Genomic DNA, 25,740 nt, shown 5'->3' on the forward strand with positions numbered 1-25,740 from the left:
TTTGAGTATCATCACGCAGATAGGGATATTGACTGAGCATTCATTTAATATTCTGTCCGTAATACTGAGACACTTTGAGAGCGGATTTTTATGGCGATGTCTAAATCATATCCCATCTTTTTATTGCTGATTTTTTTAGGGCTGTTTGGTTGGATTTATCACAACGAAAATAACCAGCTCCAGGTTCAGCAACAACAAGAGCTCAGTAACTTCAAACAATACTTGGGTAATTTTTCCCAGTGGCAAGGCAATGGCGCCGAGCTCTATCAAACTATTTCAGCCCATTACCCACTGCAGTTTTTTCAATATATTGATGATACCGATGGACAGCTAAATTACACCCAAGGTGAGCTCAATTCCCAGGGTTCGCATCCACTCTCTGGATTATTTGCCTTAGATTTAGCTCATACGCAAAAACTGGCCGCGGGTCGTTTGCAGGTAAAACTCAGTGCCGACCAAGCGATTGAGACAGCTATCGGCAGCACTCAGCAACTCGGCTTAGTATTGATACTCACCTACATCATACTCTTGGTTGTGTTTGTATTGCTTAACAACAAGTTAAGATCGGCTATCCGTTATGCGGCTGAGTATATTTCGCACATTCCAGAGATGAATTTTTCCGCCATTGAGTCCTCCAAACTCAATGGTGAAATGACACCAGTCAGATTGGCACTCGAAGACTGCCGGCTGCAGCTCAAATCGCAAATGGATACCCTCACCCAAGAAAACCAGAAACTGCATAAGGTAGCTTATCAGGATCCGATCACGGGGTTTGGCAGCCGCCCACGTTTTACCACAAAGTTAGAAAGTATTAGTAACCGCAGCGTGCCGCAACTTGGGCTGCTGGCCATGGTTAAAGCGACTGAGCTTTCCCATGTGAACCAATTACAAGGTCGCTCCGCCGGTGATGATTATTTAGCCAGTGTCGCCAATTGCATTCGTAAAGCCTGTTCAAAATATCCCGATTCGGAATGCTACCGCGTCTCCAGCGCCGATTTTGCGATTTTTTTACCCGATTTAGTGTTAAAAGACGGCCCCAAGTTTTTAGAGCAACTTAAAGTATTCCTCGATGAATACCAGCAGATGACGAGAGCCGAATCCGTGGCGCACATTGGCTTAGTGCCTTACCAACAGGGCACAGATCCCGTTAACCTGCTCTCCTTGGCGGACACCGCCGTGAGCATAGCGCAAACCTTAGGCCCCAACAGTTTCCATATTCAAGAGAAACTCAATGGTGACGAGCAGTTTGGCGACGACCGTTGGAAAGTGGCAATCAACGACTTAATTAGCCGCCAAGCGCTGAAATTTTTTCAACAACCCATTCAACCTTGCCGCAATGATGTCGAGGTCTACCGCGAGTTACTGGCACGCTTTTACAACAGCGAAGGCAAGTTTTTACCCACGACCACAGTTATCGCCATGGCCGAGCGCCACGGCATGAGCACCGAATTAGATAAACTCGTGGTGATCAGCACATTAAGAATGCTTAAAGAAAATCCGACCATTAGCGGTAACTTTGGCATCAATATCAGCGCTTTTTCGGCCCATCAAGAACTGTTTGTCGGCTGGTTACGAGATGTTCTCGGCAAGCACAGGTATATCGCCTCACGTCTAGTGTTTGAGATCAACGAGTCCGGTATGCAAGCCAATTTAGGGGCCAGCTATAAGTTCGTCCGTGAGGTTCACAGTGTCGGTTCGCGGGTCTCAATCGAGCGATTTGGGATGAGCTTTACTTCCTTCAAATTCTTCAGCGAAGTGCGCCCAGACTACATTAAGCTCGATGGCAGCTACACCTCATCAATCGATGAAGACAGCAATAATAAGTTCTTCGTGCGGATGATGGTGGATGTGGCAAGACGTATCGGCATTCGTGTTATCGCGACTAGTGTTGAGCGTCAGGAGGAAAAACTGACCCTCGAAAAACTCCTCGTCGATGGGCTGCAGGGCTATTATATTGCCCAGCCGCAAGCCATTACCTTAACTGACCAAATTTAAGCCAGCGCAGGGTTAACGGAGCGCGCAAATTTACAGTAAAGATAGTTAACCCTGCATTCTATATGTTGTTTATGCAAACGGAAAAGTCGATAATACGGCCAAGATCCGTTTAGACAAGTATTCAGATGAGTGAATATCTCCTGTTGTTGATCAGCACAGTGCTGGTTAACAATTTCGTTTTAGTGAAATTCTTAGGTTTATGTCCATTTATGGGGGTCTCCAGCAAGTTGGAGTCCGCTATCGGCATGTCTATGGCCACGACCTTTGTGTTGACCTTAGCGTCGATTCTCAGTTACCTCGTCAACCAATATCTGTTATTGCCCTTTGACTTAGGTTACCTGCGAACCATGAGCTTTATTCTGGTGATTGCCGTGGTGGTGCAATTTACTGAGATGGTGGTGCAAAAAACCAGTGCGGCTTTACACCGCGCCCTCGGTATCTATCTGCCGCTCATCACCACTAACTGCGCCGTACTCGGGGTTGCCCTGTTAAACGTGAACGAAAAACACGATTTTATTCAATCTGCTATCTATGGTTTTGGTGCAGCGGTCGGTTTTTCCTTAGTGTTAATTCTGTTTTCCGCGATGCGTGAACGTTTAGCTGCGGCCGACGTGCCAATGCCTTTCAAAGGCGGCGCGATTGCCATGATCACAGCAGGGCTGATGTCCTTGGCCTTTATGGGATTCACAGGATTGGTTAAATAGATGTCCACCATGTTAATTGCCGTTATTTTATTAACCCTATTGGCATTGTTCTTTGGGGTATTACTCGGATTTGCTGCCTTAAAATTTAAGGTTGAAGGCAATCCCATCGTCGATGAACTCGAAGCGATTCTGCCACAAACCCAATGCGGTCAATGTGGTTATCCCGGTTGCCGTCCCTACGCTGAAGCAATAGCCAATGGCGATAAAGTCAACAAGTGCCCGCCTGGCGGCACCGCTACCATGGAAAAGCTCGCCAGCTTAATGGGCGTAGAGCCAGAGCCGCTCAATGCAGAGGCCCAATCCCAAGTCAAAAAAGTCGCCTACATTCGCGAAGATGAATGTATTGGCTGCACTAAATGTATTCAGGCCTGTCCAGTCGATGCCATTATTGGTGCGGGCAAACTCATGCATACCGTGCTCACGGCAGACTGCACAGGTTGCGATCTCTGTGTCGAGCCCTGCCCCGTTGACTGTATCGATATGATCCCTGTGGGCCAAAATCTGAAAAACTGGAACTGGCGCTTAAATGCCATTCCCGTGACTCTTATCCAAGAGACCCCGCACGAAGAAAAGAGAGGATAAGCGGTGCTGACTTTATTAGATCAATTAGATAAAGAAACCCTTTGGCGCTCACCCGGTGGCATTCATCCGCCTGAAGTCAAATTCCTCTCCAACACCACACCGATTAGCCAACTGCCCTTAGCGCAGGAATACCTTGTACCTGTGCCACAGGTGGGCGAAAACTGCACCCTTGCAGTCAAAGTGGGTGACAAAGTATTAAAAGGCGCGCCATTAACCCAAGGCACCTCGATTTGGCATTTGCCCGTGCATGCGCCAACCTCTGGCACTGTCGTTGCCATTGAGCCAAGAGCCAGTAATCACGCCTCAGCCTTGCCGGTCAATACCTGCGTGATCGCCGCCGATGGTGAAGACCGCTGGAGCGAGTTAACGCCAGGCTCAATTGAGCTTAGCAATCAAGAGATGATTGCCAAAATCCATGGTGCAGGCATTGCCGGTATGGGCGGCGCCGCCTTCCCAAGCCATATCAAGCTGAATCCCGTCAGTGAAATCGAATTAGTGATTATCAACGGCGTGGAATGTGAGCCTTATATCAGCGCCGACGATCGCTTAATGCGCGAATACAGCCAAGACATTCTGGCGGGTATTGGGATTATCCATCGTCTCCTCGCGCCCAAGCGTATTGTGATTGCTATCGAAGACAACAAACCCGAAGCCATCAAAGCCATGCAACAGGCGGTGAGTCAATCCACGCTCCCTGCGGGCAGCACGCGGGTGACGGCGATACCAACCAAGTATCCTTCTGGCGGTGAAAAGCAGCTTATTCAGATCATCACGGGGCGTGAAGTGCCCTCAGGCTCCATCCCCGCTAAGCTTGGGATTGTCGTGCATAACGTGGGAACCGCGTTTGCGATTCACCAAGCCGTGACCCAAGGTAAACCACTGATTGAGCGAGTGGTTACCGTTACTGGCCAAAATGTCGGTAAGCCCGGCAACTATTGGTTACCCATAGGCACGCCCGTTGAACATGTGCTCAAACACACTGAATTTAACGCCGAAGCCGATCAAAAAGTGATTATTGGCGGTCCTATGATGGGCCATGCGTTACCCACCATCCAAGTGCCGATTTTAAAGGGCACAAACTGTATTTTGGTGCCCAGCAGTCAAGAAATTGGAACCACTCCAGAGGAAAAGGCCTGTATCCGCTGCGGCGAATGTGCCAACGCCTGCCCTGCACTCTTGCTACCACAACAACTGTTTTGGCATGCAAAAGCCGAAGAATATGACAAGGCGGCCAGCTACAACCTTAAAGATTGCATCGAATGCGGTTGCTGTAGTTATGTGTGTCCCAGTGATATTCCACTGGTGGAATACTACCGCATCGCTAAATCGGCACTAAAACAAGCCGCCGATGAGAAACATCAAGCCGAGCGCGCCAAACTGCGTTTCGAGGCGCGTATTCAACGCCTCGAAGAAGAAAAGCTCGCCCGCGAAGCCAAGGCTAAGGAAGCCGCTGCGCGTCGTCAAGCGACCATGACTTCAACGGATAAAAATGCCGTTGCCGAAGCCATGGCGCGGATCGCGGCCAAAAAGGCAGCTGCGGCAGAAACCACAGCGGATAACACACCGGTCGAAGTCGTGAATGCTGATGCAAACAGCACTGAGGCTCCTAAGGGTAAAGCAGCCGTAGCCGCCGCGATTGCCCGCGCTAAAGCCAAGAAAGCCGCCGCTGCGGCTCAAAGTGCGGATGATGCCGAATCATCTAAGCAAACAGTCCCTGCTGAACAAACAGTCTCTTCTGAGCAAAGCGAGCCAACTGAGCAGGCTGAGACGCTATCGCAAAAAGATAAAGTCGCCGCTGCCATCGCTCGCGCCAAAGCGAAAAAAGCGGCGTTAAAGGCCGACTCGGATACCAATGACGACACTGATGCCGCGACAGACAACACAGATAAGCCAGCAACAGAGACATCTGTTAACGCAGAAGCGGATGACAAAAAAGCCAAGGTCGCTGCAGCCGTTGCCCGCGCAAAAGCCAAAAAAGCTGCCGCACAGCAGGCTGAATCGACTGACGTTGTTGACGAGCAAACCAAGCTAGCTGCAGACGCTCAGCCAGAATCAGGCTCTATTCCAAACGCGCCACTCAGTCCTGAAGATGAGAAAAAGGCCAAGATCGCTGCTGCCGTTGCCCGCGCAAAAGCCAAAAAAGCCGCCGCGCAGCAGGCTGAATCGACTGAGGTTGCCGAGCTTCAGCCCGAGTTAGCAACAGACGCAAAGCCTGAACCAGACGTTAAGTCAGGTTCTGAATCAGACTCTCAATCAGGAAATGAATCAAGCTCAATCGCTGAACCAAACGCACCACTCAGTCCCGAAGATGAGAAAAAGGCCAAGATCGCTGCGGCCGTTGCCCGCGCGAAAGCCAAAAAAGCCGCCACGCAGCAGGCAGAATCGACTGAGGTTGCCGAAGTTCAGCCCGAGTTAGTCGCAGTTGCTAAGCCTGAATCAGACATTGAGTCAGGCTCTGAATCAGACGCTGAACTAGGCTATGAATCAGACTCTCAATCAGGAAATGAATCAAGCTCAGTCGCTGAACCAAGTGCGCCACTCAGCCCTGAAGATGAGAAAAAGGCCAAGATCGCTGCGGCCGTTGCCCGTGCGAAAGCCAAAAAAGCGGCCAGAGAAGCGAATGCGATCAGCGACGCAAACGAATAGCACTGCGGGTTTTAACCTCAGTGCTTTAAAAATGATTAGCTTAAAAATCAGTGACTCAAGATTAGATAAAAGGGATCACAATGGCGTTTAAAATAGCCTCATCACCCCATGTTACCCGTAATTTGCATACTTCAACGGTTATGCAAAGGGTCATTTTATGCTTGTTACCCGGCCTTGTGGTGCAATGCGCCTTTTTCGGCTGGGGCACGCTTATTCAAGTGTTACTGGCGATTATTGTTGCCCTAAGCTGTGAAGCTGCGGTGATGAAACTGCGTAACCGCAGCATCAAAGCAAGCTTAAGCGATAACAGCGCTATGCTGACGGCGATCTTAATCGGGGTTGCGATCCCGCCGCTGGCACCTTGGTGGATGATCGTTATGGGCACAGTGTTTGCGATTGTTATCGTCAAACACCTCTACGGTGGCCTAGGCCATAACCTGTTCAACCCCGCGATGGCCGCCTATGTGTTACTGCTGGTTTCCTTCCCCGTGCAGATGACCAGTTGGATTGCGCCAAGTACGGTTGCGCTCAATACCCCAAGTGTGATCGATAGTTTGCAATTGATCTTCAATGTGGGCGCCCATGGTGGCATGGAGCAATTCCGCCTCGGTATCGATGGGATCAGTATGGCGACACCGCTCGATACCCTCAAAACCGATCTGTCCTTAGGGCTCACCACCACTGAGAGTATGGCTAAAAGCATTTTCGATGGCGGCACCGGCGTTGGTTGGTTTTGGGTCAATTTGGCTTATCTTGCTGGCGGTTTAGTGCTACTCAAATTAAAAGCCATCCGTTGGCATATCAGCACCGGCGTATTGGCGGGATTATTTGTGGCATCGAGCATTGGCTTTTTACTGTCGCCCGATACTCAGGCAAGCCCACTGTTCCATTTATTCTCGGGCGCAACCATGCTCGCTGCCTTCTTTATTGCAACCGATCCTGTCACCGCGGCGACCAGTCCGCGCGGCCGTTTAATTTTCGGCGCATTAATTGGCGTCTTGGTCTATGTCATTCGTACCCAAGGTGGCTACCCCGATGCCTTCGCCTTTGCCGTGCTGCTCGCAAACCTGTGCGCGCCATTTATTGACTACTATGTGCGTCCGCGCACCTATGGCCATTCAGCGCCCTAGGCCTGTGGCAAAAGAATCAAGCATGCTTGAACAAAGATTCTTGAGGAATAAAAGTGAATAATCCAATGATTAAAAATGGTCTGTTACTTGCCCTGTTTGCCCTGCTCTGCACAGGCTTAGTCGCAGTGGTCAATCAACAGACCTTAGACAAAATTAAGCAGCAAGAGCAGCAGGAATTGATGCGCGTACTGCATCAGCTGATCCCTGATGAGCTCCATGACAATGAGCTGACCGCGCAATGCACCCTGTTGCAGGATAAAGAGGCGCTCGGCACCGAAGATGCCATGCCCGCCTATATCGCCACCGCTGCTGGTAAACCCGTTGCTATCGCCCTAGAAGCCATTGCCCCCGATGGTTACAACGGCAATATTAAGCTGATTGTGGGCATCAATACCCAAGGTGAAGTATTAGGCGTGCGCACACTTGCCCACCAAGAAACCCCAGGCCTTGGGGATAAAATCGATTTACGTAAATCCGACTGGGTGACGCAATTCGTCGGTAAAGTGCTTAAATCAGAAGATGATAAGCAATGGCAAGTGCAAAAAGACGGCGGTGATTTCGACCAATTTACCGGCGCGACAATCACACCACGCGCCTATGTGAAAGCGGTTAAACGCGCCGTATGGTACTTTACTCAGCATCAAGCAGAGATTTTCAGCCAACCTCTGAATTGTGAGGCCAACCATGACTAATTATCGCGAAATTGCCTGGCAAGGACTGTGGAAAAACAACCCTGGCTTAGTGCAATTACTGGGCCTGTGCCCACTGTTAGCCGTAACGGCCACCCTCACTAACGCCCTCGGGCTTGGGGTCGCCACTATGTTGGTGCTGATAGGCTCCAACATTTTAGTCTCGTTGGTACGTGACTATGTGCCTAAGGAAATCCGTATCCCCGTGTTTGTGATGATCATTGCGGCGCTGGTGACGGCGGTGCAACTATTGATCAACGCCTACGCCTATGGCCTGTATTTGTCCTTAGGGATCTTCTTGCCGCTGATTGTGACCAACTGCATTATCATTGGCCGCGCCGAAGCGTTTGCCTCCCGTAATAATGCCTTTAGCGCTGCGTTCGATGGACTGATGATGGGGCTTGGCTTTACCTTAGTCTTAGCGGTTCTTGGCGCCACGCGCGAAATTCTCGGCCAAGGCACCCTGTTTGATGGCGCCGACCAACTGCTCGGCCCATGGGCAAAAGTCTTAACGATTCAGGTATGGCAAGTCGATACCCCCTTCCTGCTGGCGATGTTACCGCCAGGCGCCTTTATTGTGATGGGCCTACTTATCGCCCTGAAAAACGTTATCGATAAAAAGCTTAAAGAGCGTCAACCCGAAGCGGCTGTACAACCCAGTGTAACTCGGGCACGGATCACCAAAGTGAGTTAAGCCCTTATTGAGATAACAGCTTAAGTAGTGGGTTTAGCGTTAAACCCACTGCTTACAAGGATCACTATGAATCAAGAAAAACGCATCCAAATCCTCACCCGCCTTCGTGAAAACAATCCCAAACCCGAAACCGAGCTGAATTTCTCCAGTCCCTTTGAATTACTGGTGGCGGTGACTTTATCGGCACAGGCAACCGATGTGAGCGTAAATAAGGCGACCGATAAACTGTTTCCAGTCGCCAATACCGCCCACAGTATTTATGCCTTAGGCGTGGATGGATTAAAGGAATATATCAAGACAATTGGCCTGTATAACAACAAGGCCATCAATGTGATTAAAGCCTGTGAGATCTTGATTGAAAAATACAATGGCGAAGTCCCTGAGGACAGAGAGGCGCTAGAGTCGCTTCCTGGTGTCGGCCGTAAAACCGCTAACGTGGTGCTTAATACCGCCTTTGGCTGGCCGACCATCGCCGTCGATACCCATATCTTTCGCATGGCAAACCGCACTAAATTCGCCCCCGGTAAAAACGTGGTCGAAGTCGAGGAGCGCATGTTAAAAGTTGTTCCCGCCGAATTTAAAGTCGATGTGCACCACTGGTTTATTCTGCATGGCCGCTATACCTGTCTGGCGCGCAAACCCCGTTGTGGTAGCTGCATAATTGAGGATCTTTGCGAGTACTCTCCACCAAAAGAAACGTAAAGAATGAGCCTAGACAAATTAATGGATTCCTGTGGGTGGATTCCTGTGGGAATCCTTTTTTTTGCCTTTACAAAATGAAAAAGCCAACTATGGTGAATTGATGTGTAATCGATCGTTTATTTTGCAATGAATTATTTGGGTAATTACGTTCAAGTTAAAATATACAAAGATATCAATGGCCACTCTTTTCCCGTTGTTGTTCGGAATGGTTTACCTTGTTGTGTGTACCTGAATTCATACCTAAATGGCAATCATGGTTCTCCACTTTCGACAGTAAGATCACGTACTTCAAAACAGTCAGCTTCATTCTATACACGAAAGAAATATGCGTATGAGTTGAAGTTTTTATACTGCTTCTTCATGGATGAAGGTATTGATCTCGTTGAGCGTGTCGCGAATGGCATTTTTCTATCTATAGAAGAAGTGGACCGCTTTATTCGTGCATGTAAATTTTATATAGATGCGGATGGTGATAAAAATGACAGCATAGTAATAAGCCTAACCGAGAAAAGGATCAGGGATGCTATACATGCAACATCGAACAGCCAACCAGAAGTATCAGCGCATACTTTTAATCAACGTCTCACTCGCCTGAAATGCTACGTTGAGTTTTTATATGTGTACCATCACTACGATAAAGCTGAAACTCAGCAGCAAATCAGCACGGAAAATCAATTTGATAAATTCAGGATCTACATAAGCTCGGCAATATCTAGCTCCCGGAAAGACAATACGATTACTAAAGATGCCTTTGAATCTGCAATCCCATCCGATAAATTTTTTGATTTGTTGGAAGTTATTCAAGAATGCTCTACTAAGAATCCATTCAAATCGAGCAAACTTCGAAATCAAATAATTGCTCAACTATTGATTGATACAGGAGTACGTGTTGGGGCAGTTTTGAAGTTGAAAGTCGGTGATTTAGTGGATGATTGGGACAATCCTAGATTCCTCCTTACCCGAACGCCCAATGATCCAATGGATACCAGACGTCTTCCTGCCGAGAACAAAACAAAAGCATTATCTGTCCCTATCTCCCGTGAATTAATGAAGCTCATTAAGCTCTACATCGAAACCGTGCGCCGCGGTATCCCAACCGCTCACGAGCATGATTTTGTATTTATCTCGGAAAAAGGAAAAAACATCGGGAGACCAATGTCTTATAACTCAATTTATAAGCTAATTAAGATATTTGGAGACTTTGTTGGAATAACACTTCACCCACATTTACTTCGTCATAAATGGAATGAAGTCTTTGAAGACAAAGCAAAAGAGAAAGGATTTTCAACTGATAAAATTGAAGATCTTCGTAAACATGCAATGGGCTGGGTGGCAAATTCACAAATGGCATCCGTCTACAATTCATTTCAATTAGCCGTGACGGTTGCTGAAATCTCATCAAGGAATCAAAGCCAATCTGTACCGAATCTGAGAGGTTGCAAATGAACAGCCTTGAAATTTACGACTTAATAAATAGTTATGAAGGAAAAAGAACCTTTCAATCAAATGAAGTAGGCTATGAATTTGATCTCTTTTCCGATGTATGGATTCTTGGTTACAAGAAAACACTCAACCTTAGCTGGATGGCTAAATTAGACAGCGAAGTTTTTCTCGACCTACGGTTAGCTATTGCTCACACAGCAAAACATTATGCTTGTCGTGGAATTATTACTAAGGTATGTATTTTAAAAAAAATCTGCGAGTTCCTAAAACCAGCGATGTTTGAAGCGTGGTGGCGAACACTTACAAACTACAAAAAGTCCGTGAGAAAAACTCTAGGCATGTTTTGTAAGCGAAGTCATGAATACCGTAGCAATTTCCTTACCCCGCTCTATGATATCGTTAAAAATGAGAATTTAGGTACAAGAGATCGTGCAAAAAGTATTTTAGATGAAACAGTTGGCGCTTACAGCGAAATCGAGCGTGACAATCTCCTAGAAGCACTTCGAATTGAAACGACCAATGCGCTCAATAATAAGATAAATAAAACAAAGCACCTTACTCGACTCAGAAATATTGTGGTTTGTCAGTTGATGGTTGCCATCGTAAGAAGACCCACGCAACTGGTTCAGCTTAAATGGTGTGATCTATTGAAGGTTGGCCAGGCGTTTAAATCGCACAAGGAAACTAACCGAGATTGGGAACCTCTAACACAACACTACTTTTCTGATGTCGAGCAATTGCACCTTCGCACCTTCAAGGGCAAAGAGGGAACATTTCGGGGCAATGCCGAATCTCGCTCGCATAGGTTAGAGCCAGACTTGTCTGAACTGTTGCTTCGATACTACCAAGCATATGAGAGCTTTCTTTGTGTGTCATTAGGCAAGAACGATATTGTACTTTCTGAGGGTGAATCAAAAGAACTGATGCGTAAACTCCCCTTGTTTCCGGATCAGAATTTATTTTCAGAAAAATTTATGACAAAAGAGAACCTCTTTCTCACCTTTAGCGATACATCAGAGGCTTTTCATCAAACTTCAGACAATCTTCAGAGTTGTATTAATTACCTATCCAATATAAGACTAAAGGCTAAAAGTGACCGAATTCGACACCATCGCCTTACATTTTCAAATAATCGTTGGCGTCACACCCAATTAACGCTCGCTGCTTGGATGGGGTTAAGCCCTGCGCAAGTTGCCGCAATTACTGGTGTCACCGTGAATGCAATAGAACCTTACCTTGATTTAAAAGCGCCTGAACGCGTCAGAATTGACGAAGCTTTTGCGGGTAACAGTGTTATAAAACGCTTCGATAGCGTATCCACAAAACAACTACAGCAACACCCTGATTTTATGGTCAAAAGCCCCTTTGATGAAGAAATAGGGCACAAACTTAACCCAGCAAATTGCATAAGTTGCCAGTCAAAAGGTGCGGCTCCCATGGGGTGCTATCCCTGTGATAATTTTCGACCGTTAGAAACTGCAAACCATCACCAATATTTGGATAAGGCAGAGCGTAAGCTTGCTATAAATAGTCAATCAGGCCACCCCGCAACCATTAAGAGATTGCAAACCATTATTATCTATATCAAAGTAACGATTGGATTATGTCAAGAGCGAAAGACCCAGAAATTGGGAACGCATACATGAATACGATTAACCGTTATATTGATAACCAACGGACATATATTGCGAAAAAGAAAGCACAGCCATTGATTGGTTTCACCAATGCTCAAGGTGATCCTGCGTCATGGAGAGACATTGCTGTAACTTTCACCGACAGCGACAATAGATCCATAAATCTTATTTTTTGCAGTCAAAACAAAAAACACACAAGAATAGGAACAACCTTTACTGAGGAAGATCGATTAGCGCCTGAAACACATGATTTATTGTTTTCCTATGCGCTTGATATTATTAACACAAAAACAGCAATAAAAACCAAATATATTAAAATAACGACAGCAAGAAACTTCCTTTGTATCGTGGGAGAGAATATCGGTACCGCCCCCACTGAGAAAATCCAACGCGCCATCAACTCTATGACATACAGTGTGAATTTGAATGCGTTCATCGGCTGGCTGCATGAACATACGATGATACCTAAAAGCTGCCTGCTTTATACAAGAAAATCCTTAGTGTCAGCTGCTCGCACCAAAAGTGGTGATGACGCACTAGAGGCAGAGCAAAGCAAGTTGCCTTCAGAGAAAGCTCTACTGGCGCTGGGAGCTATCTTCTATGATGTTATCCCATCCTATCAAGATGGTGACAAGAATAATTTTAAGGCCTGGCTGCCCCTTATATCATCGAAGCAAGAGCAGCGTGATAGCTTTATTTGCAACATGGCAGCACTTGGTATGGCGTCACCTAATAGAATTGCCGCAGAGCAAGTTCTTTTAACGGTGCAACGGATACAACGCTATACGCAAGTTGTCGATGGCCAAGAAAGAACCGTGCACTATCTCAACTGGCGAGGCTCAAAAGGGTACAAAGACAATCAAAATCACATCAATGCCGAAATGGTTGAGAGCTTAGACAGGGCATTACACTACACCACTCTGGTCACTGAACCAGCACGAGCGCTAGCTCGATTTTATCGACAGCCGAATCGGCCCCTCAAAGAGGTGCTTGGTGATTTTAAACCAAGCGATGAAAATATGGCGCTGCTTTCGCCTTCCATGCTGCAATCAACCAACTTGTTACATTTAGGTTTATTGCTTGGATTTTTTGATGGAAGTGACAAATGTGTACGAGTCCTCCCCAACACAAAGGGGGCAATCGATGTATCAATAAGCAACCCTAAATTCATCAAGCCCATCGCACAGCTTGAAGAGCACGATACACTGCTGTTTATGTCTAGATGTTCTTACGCTCAATCACTTACAGGATCTAATTTTGTATTTAATAGCCAATACCAAAAGTATACAGCTGGCAAACGAGAACTCACCGTGGCAGCGTTTCAAAACCACACCATTGAGATAAATAAACCTAAACTACAAGGTTACAATGACCGTCAAACTAAGTTTGTGGATTTTGAAAACGCATTATTTGCTTACACTGAAAAGCAATTTGGCGGCAGAGTTAAACACCCCTTCCTTTTGGTTTCGATTGGTTCACTTGGTGGATACTTTTATGAAGAATTGAATAAAGGTCGTAAATCGCGGCTTACTCTCTTTGAGCGACACGGGTTTGCATCCAGCTTTTTTCTCAAGCCACACCAGCTGCGCCATTGGCAAAATGATTATCTTGCGAAAAAAGGGCTACCTCACCACCTCATTACAATGCTCTCTGGTCGAAGAAGCGCTGAACAAACATTGACCTATATCCATACCACGGACGCTCAGAACGCATCTGTGATTGGGGATATTTCATACTCGAATGAGCTTAGAAATGAAGTCGAGAATAAACTTGCGCTTCGAATTGTGACCATGAATCAGTTTAATGAAGCCATCAACAATCAAACACCGACTTTTGTTCACGAGACAGGCTTTTGCACGCAAAACCTCGCCCTATCCCCTTGCACTTACATGTCGGATTTTGAAACTCAATGTGCCCTATGCTCATCCTCGTGTCATGTGACACAGGACAGAGAGGCAATAGACTTACTCCAGAAAGATTTCAAGGTACAGACCCATAACCTGGAACGGGTACGAGAAGCTATAAACTTTGAAACTAGTTTATCGATGCAGAAGTGGTACAAGACGCATTATCGCAACACATGCATGCTTAAAAGCCTCATTGATGTGTTATCCGATGAAGCTATAGAAGCTGGCAGCATGGTTCGATTGCTCACTCGCTCCAACAGCCTAAGAATCACCAATTTAATGACAAAAACTGTGGAAGAAAAAAAGTTAGAGCTACCTGATGCCGAGCAAGCTCTTCAAGCTGCGATTGAGGCAAAAAACAATAAAAGAAAAGACGAGGCCACGAATAATTTTTTATCCTTTTTAGGCTCACTCTAGGGTGATGATATGGCATTTAAATCACTTGAAACTGAACAACAAATATCCATACAAGCCGTCATTAGAAGCTGGAAAGGCAAGCTTACCTGGGATTTATTAGTCACTAAAATAGAATCCAGCTTAAGTATTGCAACCACGCGACAAACGCTCGACAAATACGCCAATATCAAGCACGAATATAATCAAAAAAAACAAGTTCTAAGAGGCAAGCCTGTTTCGTCTGAAAATAAGGAGCTGATATCTTACTTACAAAAAGACGTGGACTTAGCTGAAAAGGTTATCAAACTGGAAGCTCAGCTTGCGGTTGCTCACTCAGAGATTGGTAAGCTCCAGGCTTTCATTCAAAAATTATCCAATATTGGCAAAACGAACCCAAGTGTCATGGATGTGTTTCAAAGGACCTTACAAGACGTTGAGCGCAACAAATAAATCTAAGTTACTAGCGATTATCGAGCACAAAAGATTATCTGAAGTGTACTAGCTCAGACTTGATCTGACAGTTACCAGTTTTGCGCTGGTGTCTGTCAGATTAGATTCGAGTCAGATTCTTTTCCGCCCAAACCCGTTTCCCATCATTTAATGTTTCAACAGGCGTTCTGCCGTTGCACATTTTGCCTTGATGAGTTCGTTCATTATTGTAGTAAGACAGCCACTCGTCCAGATCTTTTTGCAGCTCCTCCAGCGTTTGGTACAGCTTTTTGCGGAAGGTCACCTGATAAAACTCGTTCAGGATCGTCTTATGGAACCGTTCACAGATGCCGTTGGTTTGCGGTGACATTGCTTTGGTCTTCGTGTGGTCGATATCGTTAATCGCCAGATAAAGCTGATAATCATGGTGTTCGACCTTACCGCAATACTCCGTACCACGGTCAGTTAAAATGCGAAGCACAGGCAACTGGTGTGACTCGTAAAACGGCAGTACTTTGTCGTTCAGTAAGTCTGCTGCGGTGATCGGCGTTTTCGTGGTGTAGAGCTTGCAGTGCGCGACTTTGCTGTAAGTATCAACATAGGTTTGCTGGTATATACGCCCCACGCCCTTAAGGTTTCCGACATAAAACGTGTCTTGCGACCCCAGATAGCCAGGATGCGCGGTTTCAATCTCACCACAGGCTTCATCGTCGTGTTTTTTGCGCTCAAGTGCCGCAATCTGTTCATCGGTCAGCTCAATACCATCACGAGCAACTTTGGCTTCCAAGGCTTTCAAGCGCTTTTTAAAGTTCTCTAAATCATGTCGCAACCAGATTGAGCGGACGCCACTACCAGACACAAATACGCCTTTCTTGCGCAGTTCATTGCTGGTTCTGTGCTGGCCATGGGCCGGAAATTCAATCGCGTAATCCATCACTGCCTGTTCAACAGCTTCTTCGACACGGTTCTTGATATTTGGATTTCTACGGCTTTTTTCGATCAGCGCGTCAACACCGCCATCGTCTACTAATTCACGGTAGCGATAAAACGTATCACGAGACACACCCATGACTTTGCAGGCTCACTCTTAATTTGGTCTGTCGTGATTGGCAATTTATACCTGGATGATATACTGTGTTTATATACAGTTATGAGGTTCGTATGTCAGCAGTATACCTTGGTGATGCCAGTGTTTGGCCAAAACGTAAGATCCCGCTATATGGCGACCCGGTAAAAGCCGGGTTTCCTTCACCTGCGCAAGACTATGTCGAGCGCACACTCGATTTAAATGAACTGTGTATCCGCCACCCTAATGCGACCTTCTTTGTTCGTGTAGAGGGCGACTCCATGATTGAAGCCGGCATTTATGACGGCGATGTTTTAGTGGTAGACCGCTCTATTGATGCCGAGCATGGCGATATCGTGGTTGCTGCTGTTGGTGGTGAGTTTACGGTTAAAGAGTTTTGCACGCGCCCTTCACTGGCTTTACTGCCACGCAATCCGGCCTACAAACCGATACGGCCGCGTAATGGCGAAGAGCTAAGCATTTTTGGCGTGGTGACTAACGTTATCCGGCAAATGAAACGCAAATGAGCCAACCTATCTTCGCCTTGGTAGACTGCAATAACTTTTACGCCAGCTGCGAAAAGCTGTTCCGTCCAGATTTGGCGGATACACCTGTTGTTGTGCTGTCTAATAACGATGGCTGTGTGGTAGCTCGCTCCCGTGAAGCTAAAAAGCTAGGCATTAAAATGGGCGTACCGGTATTTCAGGTGGGCGAGCTGATGCAAAAGCAGGGCGTAGTGGCCTTCTCATCTAACTACGCGCTTTATGCAGATATGTCGCAGCGGGTTATGAGCATACTTGAAGGTCTCGCGCCACGCGTTGAAGTGTATTCTATCGACGAGTCCTTTCTTGATTTGACCGGAGTAGATTTCAGCCAAAACCTGACGGAGTTCGGATTAACGGTAAGGCAAATAGTGCAAAAGTGCACCGGTATTACAGTATGTGTTGGTATAGCGCCTACCAAGACATTGGCAAAACTGGCAAACCATGCAGCGAAAACCTGGCCTAAAACCCGCGGCGTAGTCGACTTAACCAGCAAAGAAAGACAGCGTAAGCTGCTAGCCTTACTTCCGATTAGTGAGGTTTGGGGCATAGGCGGAAAGCTAACAAAACGGCTGCAACAAATGGGCATCGACACCGCATTGCAGTTGGCCGATGCTGATCCTAAATTTATCCGACAACATTTTTCGGTAGTGGTAGAGCGTACCGTGCGCGAGCTTAATGGCGAGTCGTGTATCGCGCTGGAAGAAATGGCGCCAACAAAAAAACAGATTGTCAGCAGCCGGGCTTTTGGTGAACGCATCACCGATAAGCAGCAAATGCGCGAAGCCATCAGTGAATACATAAGCCGGGCCTGTAAAAAGCTTCGCCAGGAGCAGCAGGAAGCAAAGTACTTAACCGTGTTTCTACGTACCAGCCCCTTCAGCGATAAAGACGCACCTTACAGCGCGAGTAAAAGCTTCGAACTTGATAGCCCAACCAGCGACACCCGGGTTTTCCTGGCCAAAGCAATGCAGCTTTTAGACGGCCTTTGGCTGGATGGGTATAGGTACGCCAAAGCCGGCGTGATGTTGTCAGACTTTTACGACCCAGGTGTATCTCAACCCGGGCTTTTTGATGAGCCGCTCATTAAAAAAGAATCAGACCAGCAGCTAATGCAGCTGATAGATAATTTAAACGCCAAACATGGCAAGACCATTTGGTTTGCCAGCCAAGGTACCAAACAGGACTGGAGTATGAAGCGTGAGCTGCTATCGCCGGCATACACAACCAACTGGCAAGATTTACCGGTCGCGAAGTAAAGCAGCACATTGTCAAATACAACTGTGAAGCCATGCTCATTTAAACTTATAATTAAATTGTCATTACAGACCGGGACCAGGAAACTGGAGTAGTGATGCCGGAGCAACGTTCCCCCAGCCTGTGAGCGGGATAAAAAGGCCACCCGGATTTATGGCTTTCAAACTAGCCATTTGCCAAACGTGGTTAAGGTAAGCACATGCTGCAGAATAAAGCTTGTTCAAAAGCACAGCTCGAGAAGGAGCTAAATGCCCTCTTTGGTAATGACACCGCCAAGATAAATGAGTGGCTGGATACGCCAATACCGAGGCTAGACGGACAAAGTCCTCGCAGCATGCTTGCGACGGATGATAAGTGTGCGGAGCTTTTTCAGGTGCTGCAAGAAATGCAGTTTGGGGATATGGCTTAAAGTCAGCTAAGAGCGAAAAGCAGCTATTCAGATCAGGCCGCTCGTGAAAAACGAATCTCTGCTTTGCCTTATTTGCGGACATTCGATTTTTCGTGAACCCAGAGCGTATCCTCTAATCAGGAGGCCAATTTCAGTGTGGCACTACACTTTACTTCCTCAATGGATCGCAGACACAGACTGTACAACCTCTTTTGCGCCTTTTTCTATATCCAAAATTATGCTGGAAAGGAGAGCAATTTTCTCACCATTTTGACCACTGAGACCATCGATAGAATTAATGGCTTGCATAACCTGACTAGTTACTTCCAGATTTCTTGCAACAACACTTGATATCTCATCAGTCGCTGAGCTTGTTCTTGAAGCGAGCGATCGGACTTCATCTGCGACAACAGCAAATCCACGTCCAGCCTCGCCAGCACGAGCTGCTTCGATAGCTGCATTTAGAGCAAGCAAGTTGGTCTGCTCTGCTACGCTACGAATGATATTGACCATACTAGAGATTTCTTTTGCTTGGTCACTTAATCGTTGAATAACTTGATTAGTAGTTAAAACTGTTTCGGATATCTCGCTTGCTAAATCTAAAGAGGATTCAATATGACTCTTCCCTTGTTCAGCGATATTAAAGGTTTGAAGCGCTGTTTCGTGAGCAACCTGGGCAGCTTTTTTTGCCCTCATTGCCTGCATAACACGATCTGTAATTGCAGTCGCAAATTTGATAACTTTGATGACTTTGCCGTCATTATCTTTTATAGGGTTATAACTCGCCTCTAACCATATATCATTACCTCTGGCATCATATCGCTTAAACTTACCAGAGCTGAGTTTACCCACAGCCAGGTCTTTCCAGAACTCTGGATTTTCTCTATAAAAACTGTCATCACAAAACATCTTATGGTGTCTGCCTACGATCTCCGACAGTTGATATCCCATAGCTTGAAGGAAGTTTTTATTTGCATTAACGATCTCACCACCAGGAGTGAATTCAATAATAGCCATAGCTTTATCTAGGGCGTGATATATCGCGTTTTGGTCCGTTAACTTTAATGTCTGCTCAGTTACGTCTGAGGCAATTTTGATCACGCTTGATACTTTCCCTGTGCCACTATGAACGGGAAAATAAGTCGCCTCTAACCAAATAGATTTTCCAAGCTTTGTTTTTCTGTTGAATGAGCCATGCTTCGCTCTGCCTGAGGCAAGCTCAGACCAAAAGTTCTTGTACTCATAGCTTGCGGAATATTTGGGATCACAAAAAATTGAATGATGCTTGCCAACAATTTCCGATAGTGAATACCCAACAGTGTGCAGAAATAAATCGTTTGCATCCTGAATATGACCATCAGGGGAGAATTGTATAAACGCAACACTGCCTCTGATTGAGGCAATCACCGAGGTAGCCTCTGACAAAGCTGTACTCAGCCTTTCGTTTTCCTGTTTGATTTTTTTGTTGAACATCGCAGTCATCTGTACGATTGAAAATGTAACAAATTATACCTGAATAGAATGAATTCGAGATGAATTTTCGACAATTACCAAATTTATCAGATATTTGTCTATTTAATCAACGATTTGGCATTTAATGCTGTTTAATAACGACATAAAGGAAGTGGAGGGGCATAGTTAAGGCAGCTGAGTAACTGGCCTATTGGTAAAAAATATCAGAAAACTTCGGTCTATGATGGTCCGCTTTCAGTGAAAAGCGCCGATTTTGTCGAATCTCAGTGAATTTCCGCTTTTGGCACAAACCCGCTATTAACGCAGCTGTTTTAAAACAACGTTCACAAGATATAGTCGGCAAGCTAGTACTGCCGGCAGTTGAGTTCAGTGTTGACGGGTGTGAACGCCCACTAATTTCCACCAAATTAAGGTTTGAATCGACCAAACTTCTTTAGTGTCGAGTGAGTTAGTAGCTATTCACCAGTTCAATTTGATACAATTTTTGTAAAGAATAACGGGCTTGAATTTGAAAATATTCAGACGAAAAAGCTCTACATTTACAAATCTTGCAATTTTCGTAAAGAATTATTGAGACTGAATTGCTTGAGAAGCCCATATATAAGGCACTCGTAGCTCATTCACTCACGAAAGTGGTTTTAGGTTTAGTGAATATAAGGTAATTTTAAGGACAAGGTCTATCCCGAAGAATAAAGGCGCCACAAGACTGTCGTTCAGCGCTTTAACTAACGTAATGAACAAGTAACAAGGGCTTTCGATCTTGCTGAAAGCCCTTTTGTTATTAGCGCTGTCTTTAACATTGTTATTAGCCCTATTGATATTAGCCTTGTAGTGCAGATTAATCGTTTTGCTGAGCGGCTTTTTGCTGCAATAGGGCGAGCAATTCTTCATATTTGGGTCCTTGGCCAAACTGAGGTAGCGCGACCGCAAAGACCACCAGCGCAAAGGCAATATAAATCGCGTACGGGTGACTCCAAAATCCTGCCAGCAGCGTAAGCGTGCCTAAGATAAGTAAAATAATAACCCCAACTCGCACCCGCTGCGCCATTTGCACTTTTTGTTTCGCGGCAGTGATTAGCGCAAGTTCTGCATTCGTAAATTCCATATCCAATCCTTTGCAGTCAGCCTATCCGATAAAAAATAACCCTCAGGCACAGTTTGCACCTGAGGGCTACTTTACTGCAAACAATTTGCGAACGGTATTACTGAACTAACACCGCCTCGGGTACGGGCCATTGGCTAACCAACCATTCACCCTGCCAATTTTGAATCGACACCCACAAGCTGTCCGTTGCCGCTAACTTAGCGCCTGTAATCGCATGCACATGCTGGCCATGTTTGCTGCCATGCAACACTCCATTTTCGCCTTTTTGTAGGGCTTCTAAAGGCAGAGCCTCTGGGCCGATATTGGCATAACCTTGGCGAATATGGGCCACATTGCCCTGTTCAAAGATCAACATAAAATCTTTTACGTAATCATCGTGGTGCTTATAAGGTGCCTTTAAATCTAACGGCATTGGCGCGATTTTAAATTCACCTAATTGCTGGCTCGGCCACGCGGGGGGAAAACTCGGGTTAAGCGACTGATAGAGAAACACTAAGGGTAAGATCAAAATCAAACCACTGAGCTTATATTTATGTTTTAACCAAAATACCGATGATGCCATTAGCGTGCCTCCCCTAACATATCTGCGGCTAAGTCTTTGGTTTCGGCCTGTTTAAAAGCGCGGACATGGCGTAATCCCCACATCATAAAACCGGTGATAGACATGCCCGAAAGCACTAGCCCAAAGAAGAACCAAATCAATTTAGTCCAAATCCCGCCTAAGGTGCCGTAATGCAGAGGATCGGCAATATGCATTAAGGTTTGCATGCCGGTCATGGTTTCTGGCGAGGTCGCGCTAGCAATCTCACCCGTCCACGGATTGATACTGAGGTTGTAGGAATATTGATCGTAGAAAATATGATCGCCACTACCACTCAAATGATACATATCCCGTTGATGCTCAGGCAGCATCACATAACTTGGCTGAAAATCGGGGAAGCGCTGCTTAGCTAAACTTAAGGCCTCAGTAAAAGAGACATTGGCGCTTGGCAGTTGCGTATCACCCGCTTGCATCAGCGGCACTTGCTCGGCGGCAATCATAGGCGCATGGGGCTCGATATCAATATCCGCATGCCAGAAGATAGCTTGGACTAAATACCACAGCCCTGTAAGGCTCATAATCGCAATAAACCAAATCGACCAGACGCCGGATAATTTATGCAAATCAGAGAGTAAGGTCTTCTTCCCTTGGGTAAGTCTAAGTTTGGGTGCAAAAAAGCTGCGCCAAAAACGCTTATAAACGATTAACCCAGTAATCAATGAGGCAAGCATCATGAGTGCCATAGAGCAAACAAGGTAATAGCCGACGCTGTAACCGCTCTGCCAAGGAAACAACAACCACCCATGTAAGGAACGCATAAAGCCAATAAAGGTTAGTCCTTCGTTGATCTGCTGAATTTGTCCCGTATATTGATTCACATAGGCGATAGCATAAGGTTTATCGGCATCGGTAAAGGTAATCGCATTAATTAAGTAAGGCTCAAAGGTCATAGCACCCATCACCTGCGCATTCGGATAGGCCTTTTCGACCACCAGCATTAATTCATCGACGGGTTTCGCGGGCAGCTCTTCTGGATTGAGCGCACGGGCGGCGGGGTTGGTCAGCCAAGTCAGTTCATGACTGAGTACGGCAACCGTGCCCGTTAAGCAGATAAAACTGAATAAAATCCAGATGGGCAAAGATACCCAACCGTGTAACATAAACCAGAAGCGATTACTTATTTTCGCCATGGGGGATTGTTCCTACCTCTTTTAGAATCCCGATAGTGTAAGGTTAATACGAATTGTTATCAATACGACATATTGATAATACGATAGGTTTATAAGATTTGTCACAAATTGAGCAGAGGTGAGAGTTGGCGAGACAACTAACTGACGCTAATAATGCGTATAGATTTGATGCGCATAACTTTCAACACTCACACTTAATCAAGGCTTACCAACATGTATAAAGCATTAGCTCCCCTCGTCTTTGTTACATGCTGTTTTGCAGCCAACGCCGATACCATCACTATTGAAAAAGTCTCCGATCAACTGCAGCTATTGAAGGGTGTGGACTACGGCACCAATATCGGTGTGCTATCAACGAGCGAGGGCTTAGTGCTTATCGACCCTATGCCTGGGGATGAACACTTAGAAGCCTTAAGTCGCACCGTTCAATCCCTCTATGGCAAACCCGTTAAATTTATCTTGAATACCCATGAACACGCCGATCATACCGGCGGTAATCAATATTTTATCCAACAAGGTGCCAGCTTAGCGCCAACACAAAGCCTAGCGGCAGCGCAGTCATTCTTGACAGAGATAGTCACCATTCAAGTTTCATCCCATTCTGCCGCCGACAGGATCTATTTTCATCCGCAAAGCAACAGCCTATTTGTCGGCGATATTGTCGATAACAGCTGGCACCCCACATTTTATGCTGGTGGCATACGCGGCTTTAATGCGGCAATTAACCACATTTTACGTCTCGGCAATGAAGACAGCCTTATCGTGCCGGGACATGGTAAGCCAAGTAATAAAGCATCACTTCGCAGCTTTCAGCAAAACACCAACGAGTGGGTACAATTGATTGAAGCCCAGCTAGATGCGGGCAAAAGTGTGGAGGACATCATTCAACATCCACAGGTCGCGACCCTTATTGCACGCTTTAATCAGGAGGATAAATCCCCTTTTCTACCGCCAAAGGCTTTAAGGAAGTTTATCGAAAGAACCATTAGCGTGATTGAAAAAGAGCGTCTTAGCACGCCAACCAATAGCAACTAAATCATTCAGTGAGTCATTTAGTTAACTCACTAAAAACGCTAAATAATGAGTTCAAAAAGGCGTTCGATAGCATAAGGTTGCAAGTGTCTGCTTAAACGCAAAGCTCCCCATCAAACCTTAAAAAAACAGTCTAACGTACTGTTATTGTGAAATTTTATTAATGAGTCTACCGAGCATCGATAGGGAATAGCCCTTTAGTCAGCGGGGAAGTTCCAGTACAATTAGCCTCTTTGTTTTACAGAGTCCTTGCGAGTATGTCCTATCCACAGCCCTTAGCCGATGCGCCTCAATCACATACGCATATGCACCGTCAATTGGCTGAGCCGCAACCCAGGATTTCGTTAAGCGCATTAGCCGAGCAACTCAAGCTTGAGCAGGCCACCATTATCGGTAACGCTTCGGGCGACTGGCAACCCGCAAACAAAGGACTCACCTTTATCTTTAATGGCACCCAATGCCCAGAAGATTTATCCGCCCATGGCCAAGTGGTCAATATTGCTAATGGTGGCTTTGCCGAATCTCAGTATGCCTTCGAAGTGCAAGGTCATCCCCAAGGCGTGCAATTGGCAAAGGCTCTGACACAAGTCGCAACCGATCTCACCCCTTCCCTCGGCTGTTGGCCTTCATCGGGCCTAACCACAGTCGTGTTAATGATGTCATTAGCCAAAAAGGTACAAGTTCAGCGGATGTCGCTGTTGCCGAGCTTACAGCGCAGTATCGACTTGCCAGACAACATTCATTTGCCTTGTATGGTACACAACTGGCTTGGAGAGAGAAGAATCGCCAAAACGCTGCTATGCGAGCGTATCGATTGGCCTGAATTTACCTTAACGCCGTGGGAGAGTATGCATAAGGCCTGTGAGACTGATGGCGCAGAGAGTAAACCAACTCGCCACACTGACCGAAACGAACGATTTGAAGATCCCTTCAGCCAACTGGATTTACTCAGACAATCCACACTTACACCAAACGTAAGTGAGCAAACAAAGCAACAACTACGTGAACAGTTAGCCAAACTCGCCCTTACACCCAGTGCGATTTGGCAACAATTTGCTGAAAAATCGAAGCTTAAAGCATGCGAGTCACTGTTTTTTAATCATCAGCCCGAAAGCCAAATCAGCCCTTGGTATCTGATGGATTATGCCGCCTCACAAACCCTCGATGCCATTCGCCACCAGCTCGCCTATTGCCAGCAGCAACTCACAGACTAACGCATCAGATTTATCCGGTTTTCCCTAACGCCATGCCTAATGGCTCAAAGTAGGCAATCAAGGCATTGAAGATACGTTGTCTATGTGGCTCATCGGGATACGCCCCTTCCTTTGCCAGCGCTGAATAGCGCGTGCCAGAGACTAAATAGGGATTTTGGATCCCTTGATGGGATTCAATACAGGCCTCAAAGGCCCTCGCCATCATTTCCGTCGGTTTAGCAAAATACTGCGCCCCATAACGCTTATCTAAGGCAATTGCGCGGCGCACGTAATCACTTGGCTCCAAATTGTCCTCGGAGAGCAAGGTAACACGAAAGATCTCAGCTAAACGGTGATTAAGGGGATGCTCGATAAGCGGCTGATCCGCAAGCCAGAGATCGCTGGCGCACTTAAAACGCCCTGTGGCGCGCGAAAACGCCTTAGGGGCAACATAGTGGTCAAACGCATGCCAAAACTCATGGGCCAGCGCCCCAGCACCCGCATTTTTCGCTAATGCCAATTCTCGCGCCCCTGGCGCATAGTGTGCCTGCACACCCTTTTGCCCACCATGGCCAAAGGCAAGGCTTAAGGTTTGCCTTAACCCTAAGGTCAACGGCGGTAAATTGAGGATAAAGGCAAGATCTGCCAGCGAATCAAATACCAAATTCGCGGCAATTAATGACTCCTCGCGCGTGACCCAACGTCCCACACGTACATGGCTAAAACCAAAGGTTTGCTTCACATCGAGGAAAGTCATTTGCTCCCCAAAGCGATAATCGGGCCCATGACGATGGTATTGCTGATGGATTAGCACGCGATCCCTGAAAACGGCAAGTGAAAGGTCGAGGTCAGTTATTCTAAGTGAAACAAAACAGCATTTATAGCCCAGCCCCTCAACGATACAAGGCGCTTTAATACTCACATACCTAATGGCACAGACACAAAATCCATTTTGAGTATTTATTCTCGAATTTGCATAAATAAAAATATAACCCTCGGGAA

The 25,740-nt window shown here is 46.3% G+C and carries 23 protein-coding genes; 17 read left to right on the forward strand and 6 right to left on the reverse strand.

Annotated elements, in window-relative coordinates:
- Positions 1–90 precede the first annotated feature (90 nt).
- The 12 genes from N5E87_RS11280 to N5E87_RS11335 all read left to right on the forward strand — a co-directional run bounded on the left by N5E87_RS11280 (position 91) and on the right by N5E87_RS11335 (position 14,972).
- A complete protein-coding gene (locus N5E87_RS11280; RefSeq protein ID WP_055648250.1) occupies positions 91–1,995 on the forward strand; it encodes a GGDEF domain-containing protein in 1,905 nt (634 codons plus the stop codon).
- 125 nt (positions 1,996–2,120) lie between these two features.
- Positions 2,121–2,699, forward strand: coding sequence for an electron transport complex subunit RsxA (rsxA, locus tag N5E87_RS11285; RefSeq protein WP_011622827.1), 579 nt, complete (start codon positions 2,121–2,123; stop codon positions 2,697–2,699).
- Complete coding sequence (rsxB, locus tag N5E87_RS11290) at positions 2,700–3,281, forward strand: electron transport complex subunit RsxB (RefSeq protein WP_011626120.1); 582 nt, start codon at positions 2,700–2,702, stop codon at positions 3,279–3,281.
- A gap of 3 nt (positions 3,282–3,284) precedes the next feature.
- Positions 3,285–5,927 carry an electron transport complex subunit RsxC gene (gene rsxC, locus N5E87_RS11295; protein ID WP_086904605.1) on the forward strand — a complete coding sequence of 881 codons (2,643 nt, stop codon included), beginning with the start codon at positions 3,285–3,287 and terminating at the stop codon, positions 5,925–5,927.
- 80 nt (positions 5,928–6,007) lie between these two features.
- Positions 6,008–7,057, forward strand: a complete 1,050-nt coding sequence (gene rsxD / locus N5E87_RS11300) for an electron transport complex subunit RsxD (protein ID WP_011622830.1) — start codon at positions 6,008–6,010, stop codon at positions 7,055–7,057.
- A gap of 53 nt (positions 7,058–7,110) precedes the next feature.
- On the forward strand, positions 7,111–7,749 hold the full coding sequence (gene rsxG, locus N5E87_RS11305) for an electron transport complex subunit RsxG (RefSeq protein WP_083757899.1): 639 nt from the start codon (positions 7,111–7,113) through the stop codon (positions 7,747–7,749).
- The gene (locus N5E87_RS11310; RefSeq protein ID WP_055648252.1) at positions 7,742–8,440 is read left to right on the forward strand and encodes an electron transport complex subunit E; all 699 of its coding nucleotides are present in this window, start codon (positions 7,742–7,744) and stop codon (positions 8,438–8,440) included. Before rsxG ends, N5E87_RS11310 begins: the two co-directional genes overlap by 8 nt.
- A 66-nt stretch (positions 8,441–8,506) precedes the next feature.
- The gene (gene nth / locus N5E87_RS11315; RefSeq protein WP_279775325.1) at positions 8,507–9,142 is read left to right on the forward strand and encodes an endonuclease III; all 636 of its coding nucleotides are present in this window, start codon (positions 8,507–8,509) and stop codon (positions 9,140–9,142) included.
- Positions 9,143–9,502: 360 nt separating this feature from the next.
- Complete coding sequence (locus N5E87_RS11320; protein WP_259215940.1) at positions 9,503–10,588, forward strand: site-specific integrase; 1,086 nt, start codon at positions 9,503–9,505, stop codon at positions 10,586–10,588.
- Complete coding sequence (locus N5E87_RS11325; protein WP_259215939.1) at positions 10,585–12,231, forward strand: hypothetical protein; 1,647 nt, start codon at positions 10,585–10,587, stop codon at positions 12,229–12,231. Before N5E87_RS11320 ends, N5E87_RS11325 begins: the two co-directional genes overlap by 4 nt.
- Positions 12,228–14,543 (forward strand): hypothetical protein, encoded by a 2,316-nt coding sequence (locus N5E87_RS11330; RefSeq protein ID WP_259215938.1) that lies wholly within the window; start codon positions 12,228–12,230, stop codon positions 14,541–14,543. Before N5E87_RS11325 ends, N5E87_RS11330 begins: the two co-directional genes overlap by 4 nt.
- A 9-nt stretch (positions 14,544–14,552) precedes the next feature.
- Positions 14,553–14,972, forward strand: a complete 420-nt coding sequence (locus tag N5E87_RS11335; protein ID WP_259215937.1) for a hypothetical protein — start codon at positions 14,553–14,555, stop codon at positions 14,970–14,972.
- 100 nt (positions 14,973–15,072) lie between these two features.
- Here N5E87_RS11335 and N5E87_RS11340 read toward each other — a convergent pair whose 3' ends face one another.
- A complete protein-coding gene (locus tag N5E87_RS11340; RefSeq protein WP_279775326.1) occupies positions 15,073–16,020 on the reverse strand; it encodes an IS481 family transposase in 948 nt (315 codons plus the stop codon).
- A gap of 92 nt (positions 16,021–16,112) precedes the next feature.
- Here N5E87_RS11340 and umuD point away from each other — a divergent pair, with 92 nt between their 5' ends.
- The 3 genes from umuD (at position 16,113) to N5E87_RS11355 (ending at position 18,225) form a co-directional block, all read left to right on the forward strand.
- A complete protein-coding gene (gene umuD / locus N5E87_RS11345; RefSeq protein ID WP_140906935.1) occupies positions 16,113–16,544 on the forward strand; it encodes a translesion error-prone DNA polymerase V autoproteolytic subunit in 432 nt (143 codons plus the stop codon).
- Complete coding sequence (gene umuC, locus N5E87_RS11350) at positions 16,541–17,818, forward strand: translesion error-prone DNA polymerase V subunit UmuC (protein ID WP_279775328.1); 1,278 nt, start codon at positions 16,541–16,543, stop codon at positions 17,816–17,818. Before umuD ends, umuC begins: the two co-directional genes overlap by 4 nt.
- 197 nt (positions 17,819–18,015) lie before the next feature.
- Positions 18,016–18,225: an MbcA/ParS/Xre antitoxin family protein gene (locus N5E87_RS11355; protein WP_279775329.1), complete on the forward strand. Its 210-nt coding sequence runs from the start codon at positions 18,016–18,018 to the stop codon at positions 18,223–18,225.
- A gap of 156 nt (positions 18,226–18,381) precedes the next feature.
- On the opposite strand, the gene N5E87_RS11360 is transcribed toward N5E87_RS11355, so the two are convergent.
- The 4 genes from N5E87_RS11360 to N5E87_RS11375 form a co-directional block, all read right to left on the reverse strand.
- Positions 18,382–19,677 (reverse strand): PAS domain-containing methyl-accepting chemotaxis protein, encoded by a 1,296-nt coding sequence (locus N5E87_RS11360; protein WP_086903644.1) that lies wholly within the window; start codon positions 19,675–19,677, stop codon positions 18,382–18,384.
- A gap of 838 nt (positions 19,678–20,515) precedes the next feature.
- Entirely contained in the window at positions 20,516–20,782 is a 267-nt protein-coding gene (locus tag N5E87_RS11365) for a hypothetical protein (RefSeq protein ID WP_055648254.1), read from the reverse strand.
- Between the two features lie 97 nt (positions 20,783–20,879).
- The gene (locus tag N5E87_RS11370; RefSeq protein ID WP_011622838.1) at positions 20,880–21,344 is read right to left on the reverse strand and encodes a hypothetical protein; all 465 of its coding nucleotides are present in this window, start codon (positions 21,342–21,344) and stop codon (positions 20,880–20,882) included.
- Positions 21,344–22,513 (reverse strand): PepSY-associated TM helix domain-containing protein, encoded by a 1,170-nt coding sequence (locus tag N5E87_RS11375; RefSeq protein WP_086904606.1) that lies wholly within the window; start codon positions 22,511–22,513, stop codon positions 21,344–21,346. The genes N5E87_RS11370 and N5E87_RS11375 overlap by 1 nt, the downstream gene beginning before the upstream one ends.
- 213 nt (positions 22,514–22,726) lie before the next feature.
- Here N5E87_RS11375 and N5E87_RS11380 point away from each other — a divergent pair, with 213 nt between their 5' ends.
- Positions 22,727–23,548 (forward strand): MBL fold metallo-hydrolase, encoded by an 822-nt coding sequence (locus N5E87_RS11380; protein WP_086904251.1) that lies wholly within the window; start codon positions 22,727–22,729, stop codon positions 23,546–23,548.
- Between the two features lie 254 nt (positions 23,549–23,802).
- Positions 23,803–24,759, forward strand: a complete 957-nt coding sequence (locus tag N5E87_RS11385; protein WP_086904252.1) for a hypothetical protein — start codon at positions 23,803–23,805, stop codon at positions 24,757–24,759.
- A 10-nt stretch (positions 24,760–24,769) separates the two neighbouring features.
- Here N5E87_RS11385 and N5E87_RS11390 read toward each other — a convergent pair whose 3' ends face one another.
- Positions 24,770–25,552 carry a CLCA_X family protein gene (locus N5E87_RS11390; protein WP_086904253.1) on the reverse strand — a complete coding sequence of 261 codons (783 nt, stop codon included), beginning with the start codon at positions 25,550–25,552 and terminating at the stop codon, positions 24,770–24,772.
- Positions 25,553–25,740: the final 188 nt, after the last annotated feature.

Source organism: Shewanella sp. GD03713, assembly GCF_029843705.1.
Classification (GTDB): Bacteria; Pseudomonadota; Gammaproteobacteria; order Enterobacterales; family Shewanellaceae; genus Shewanella.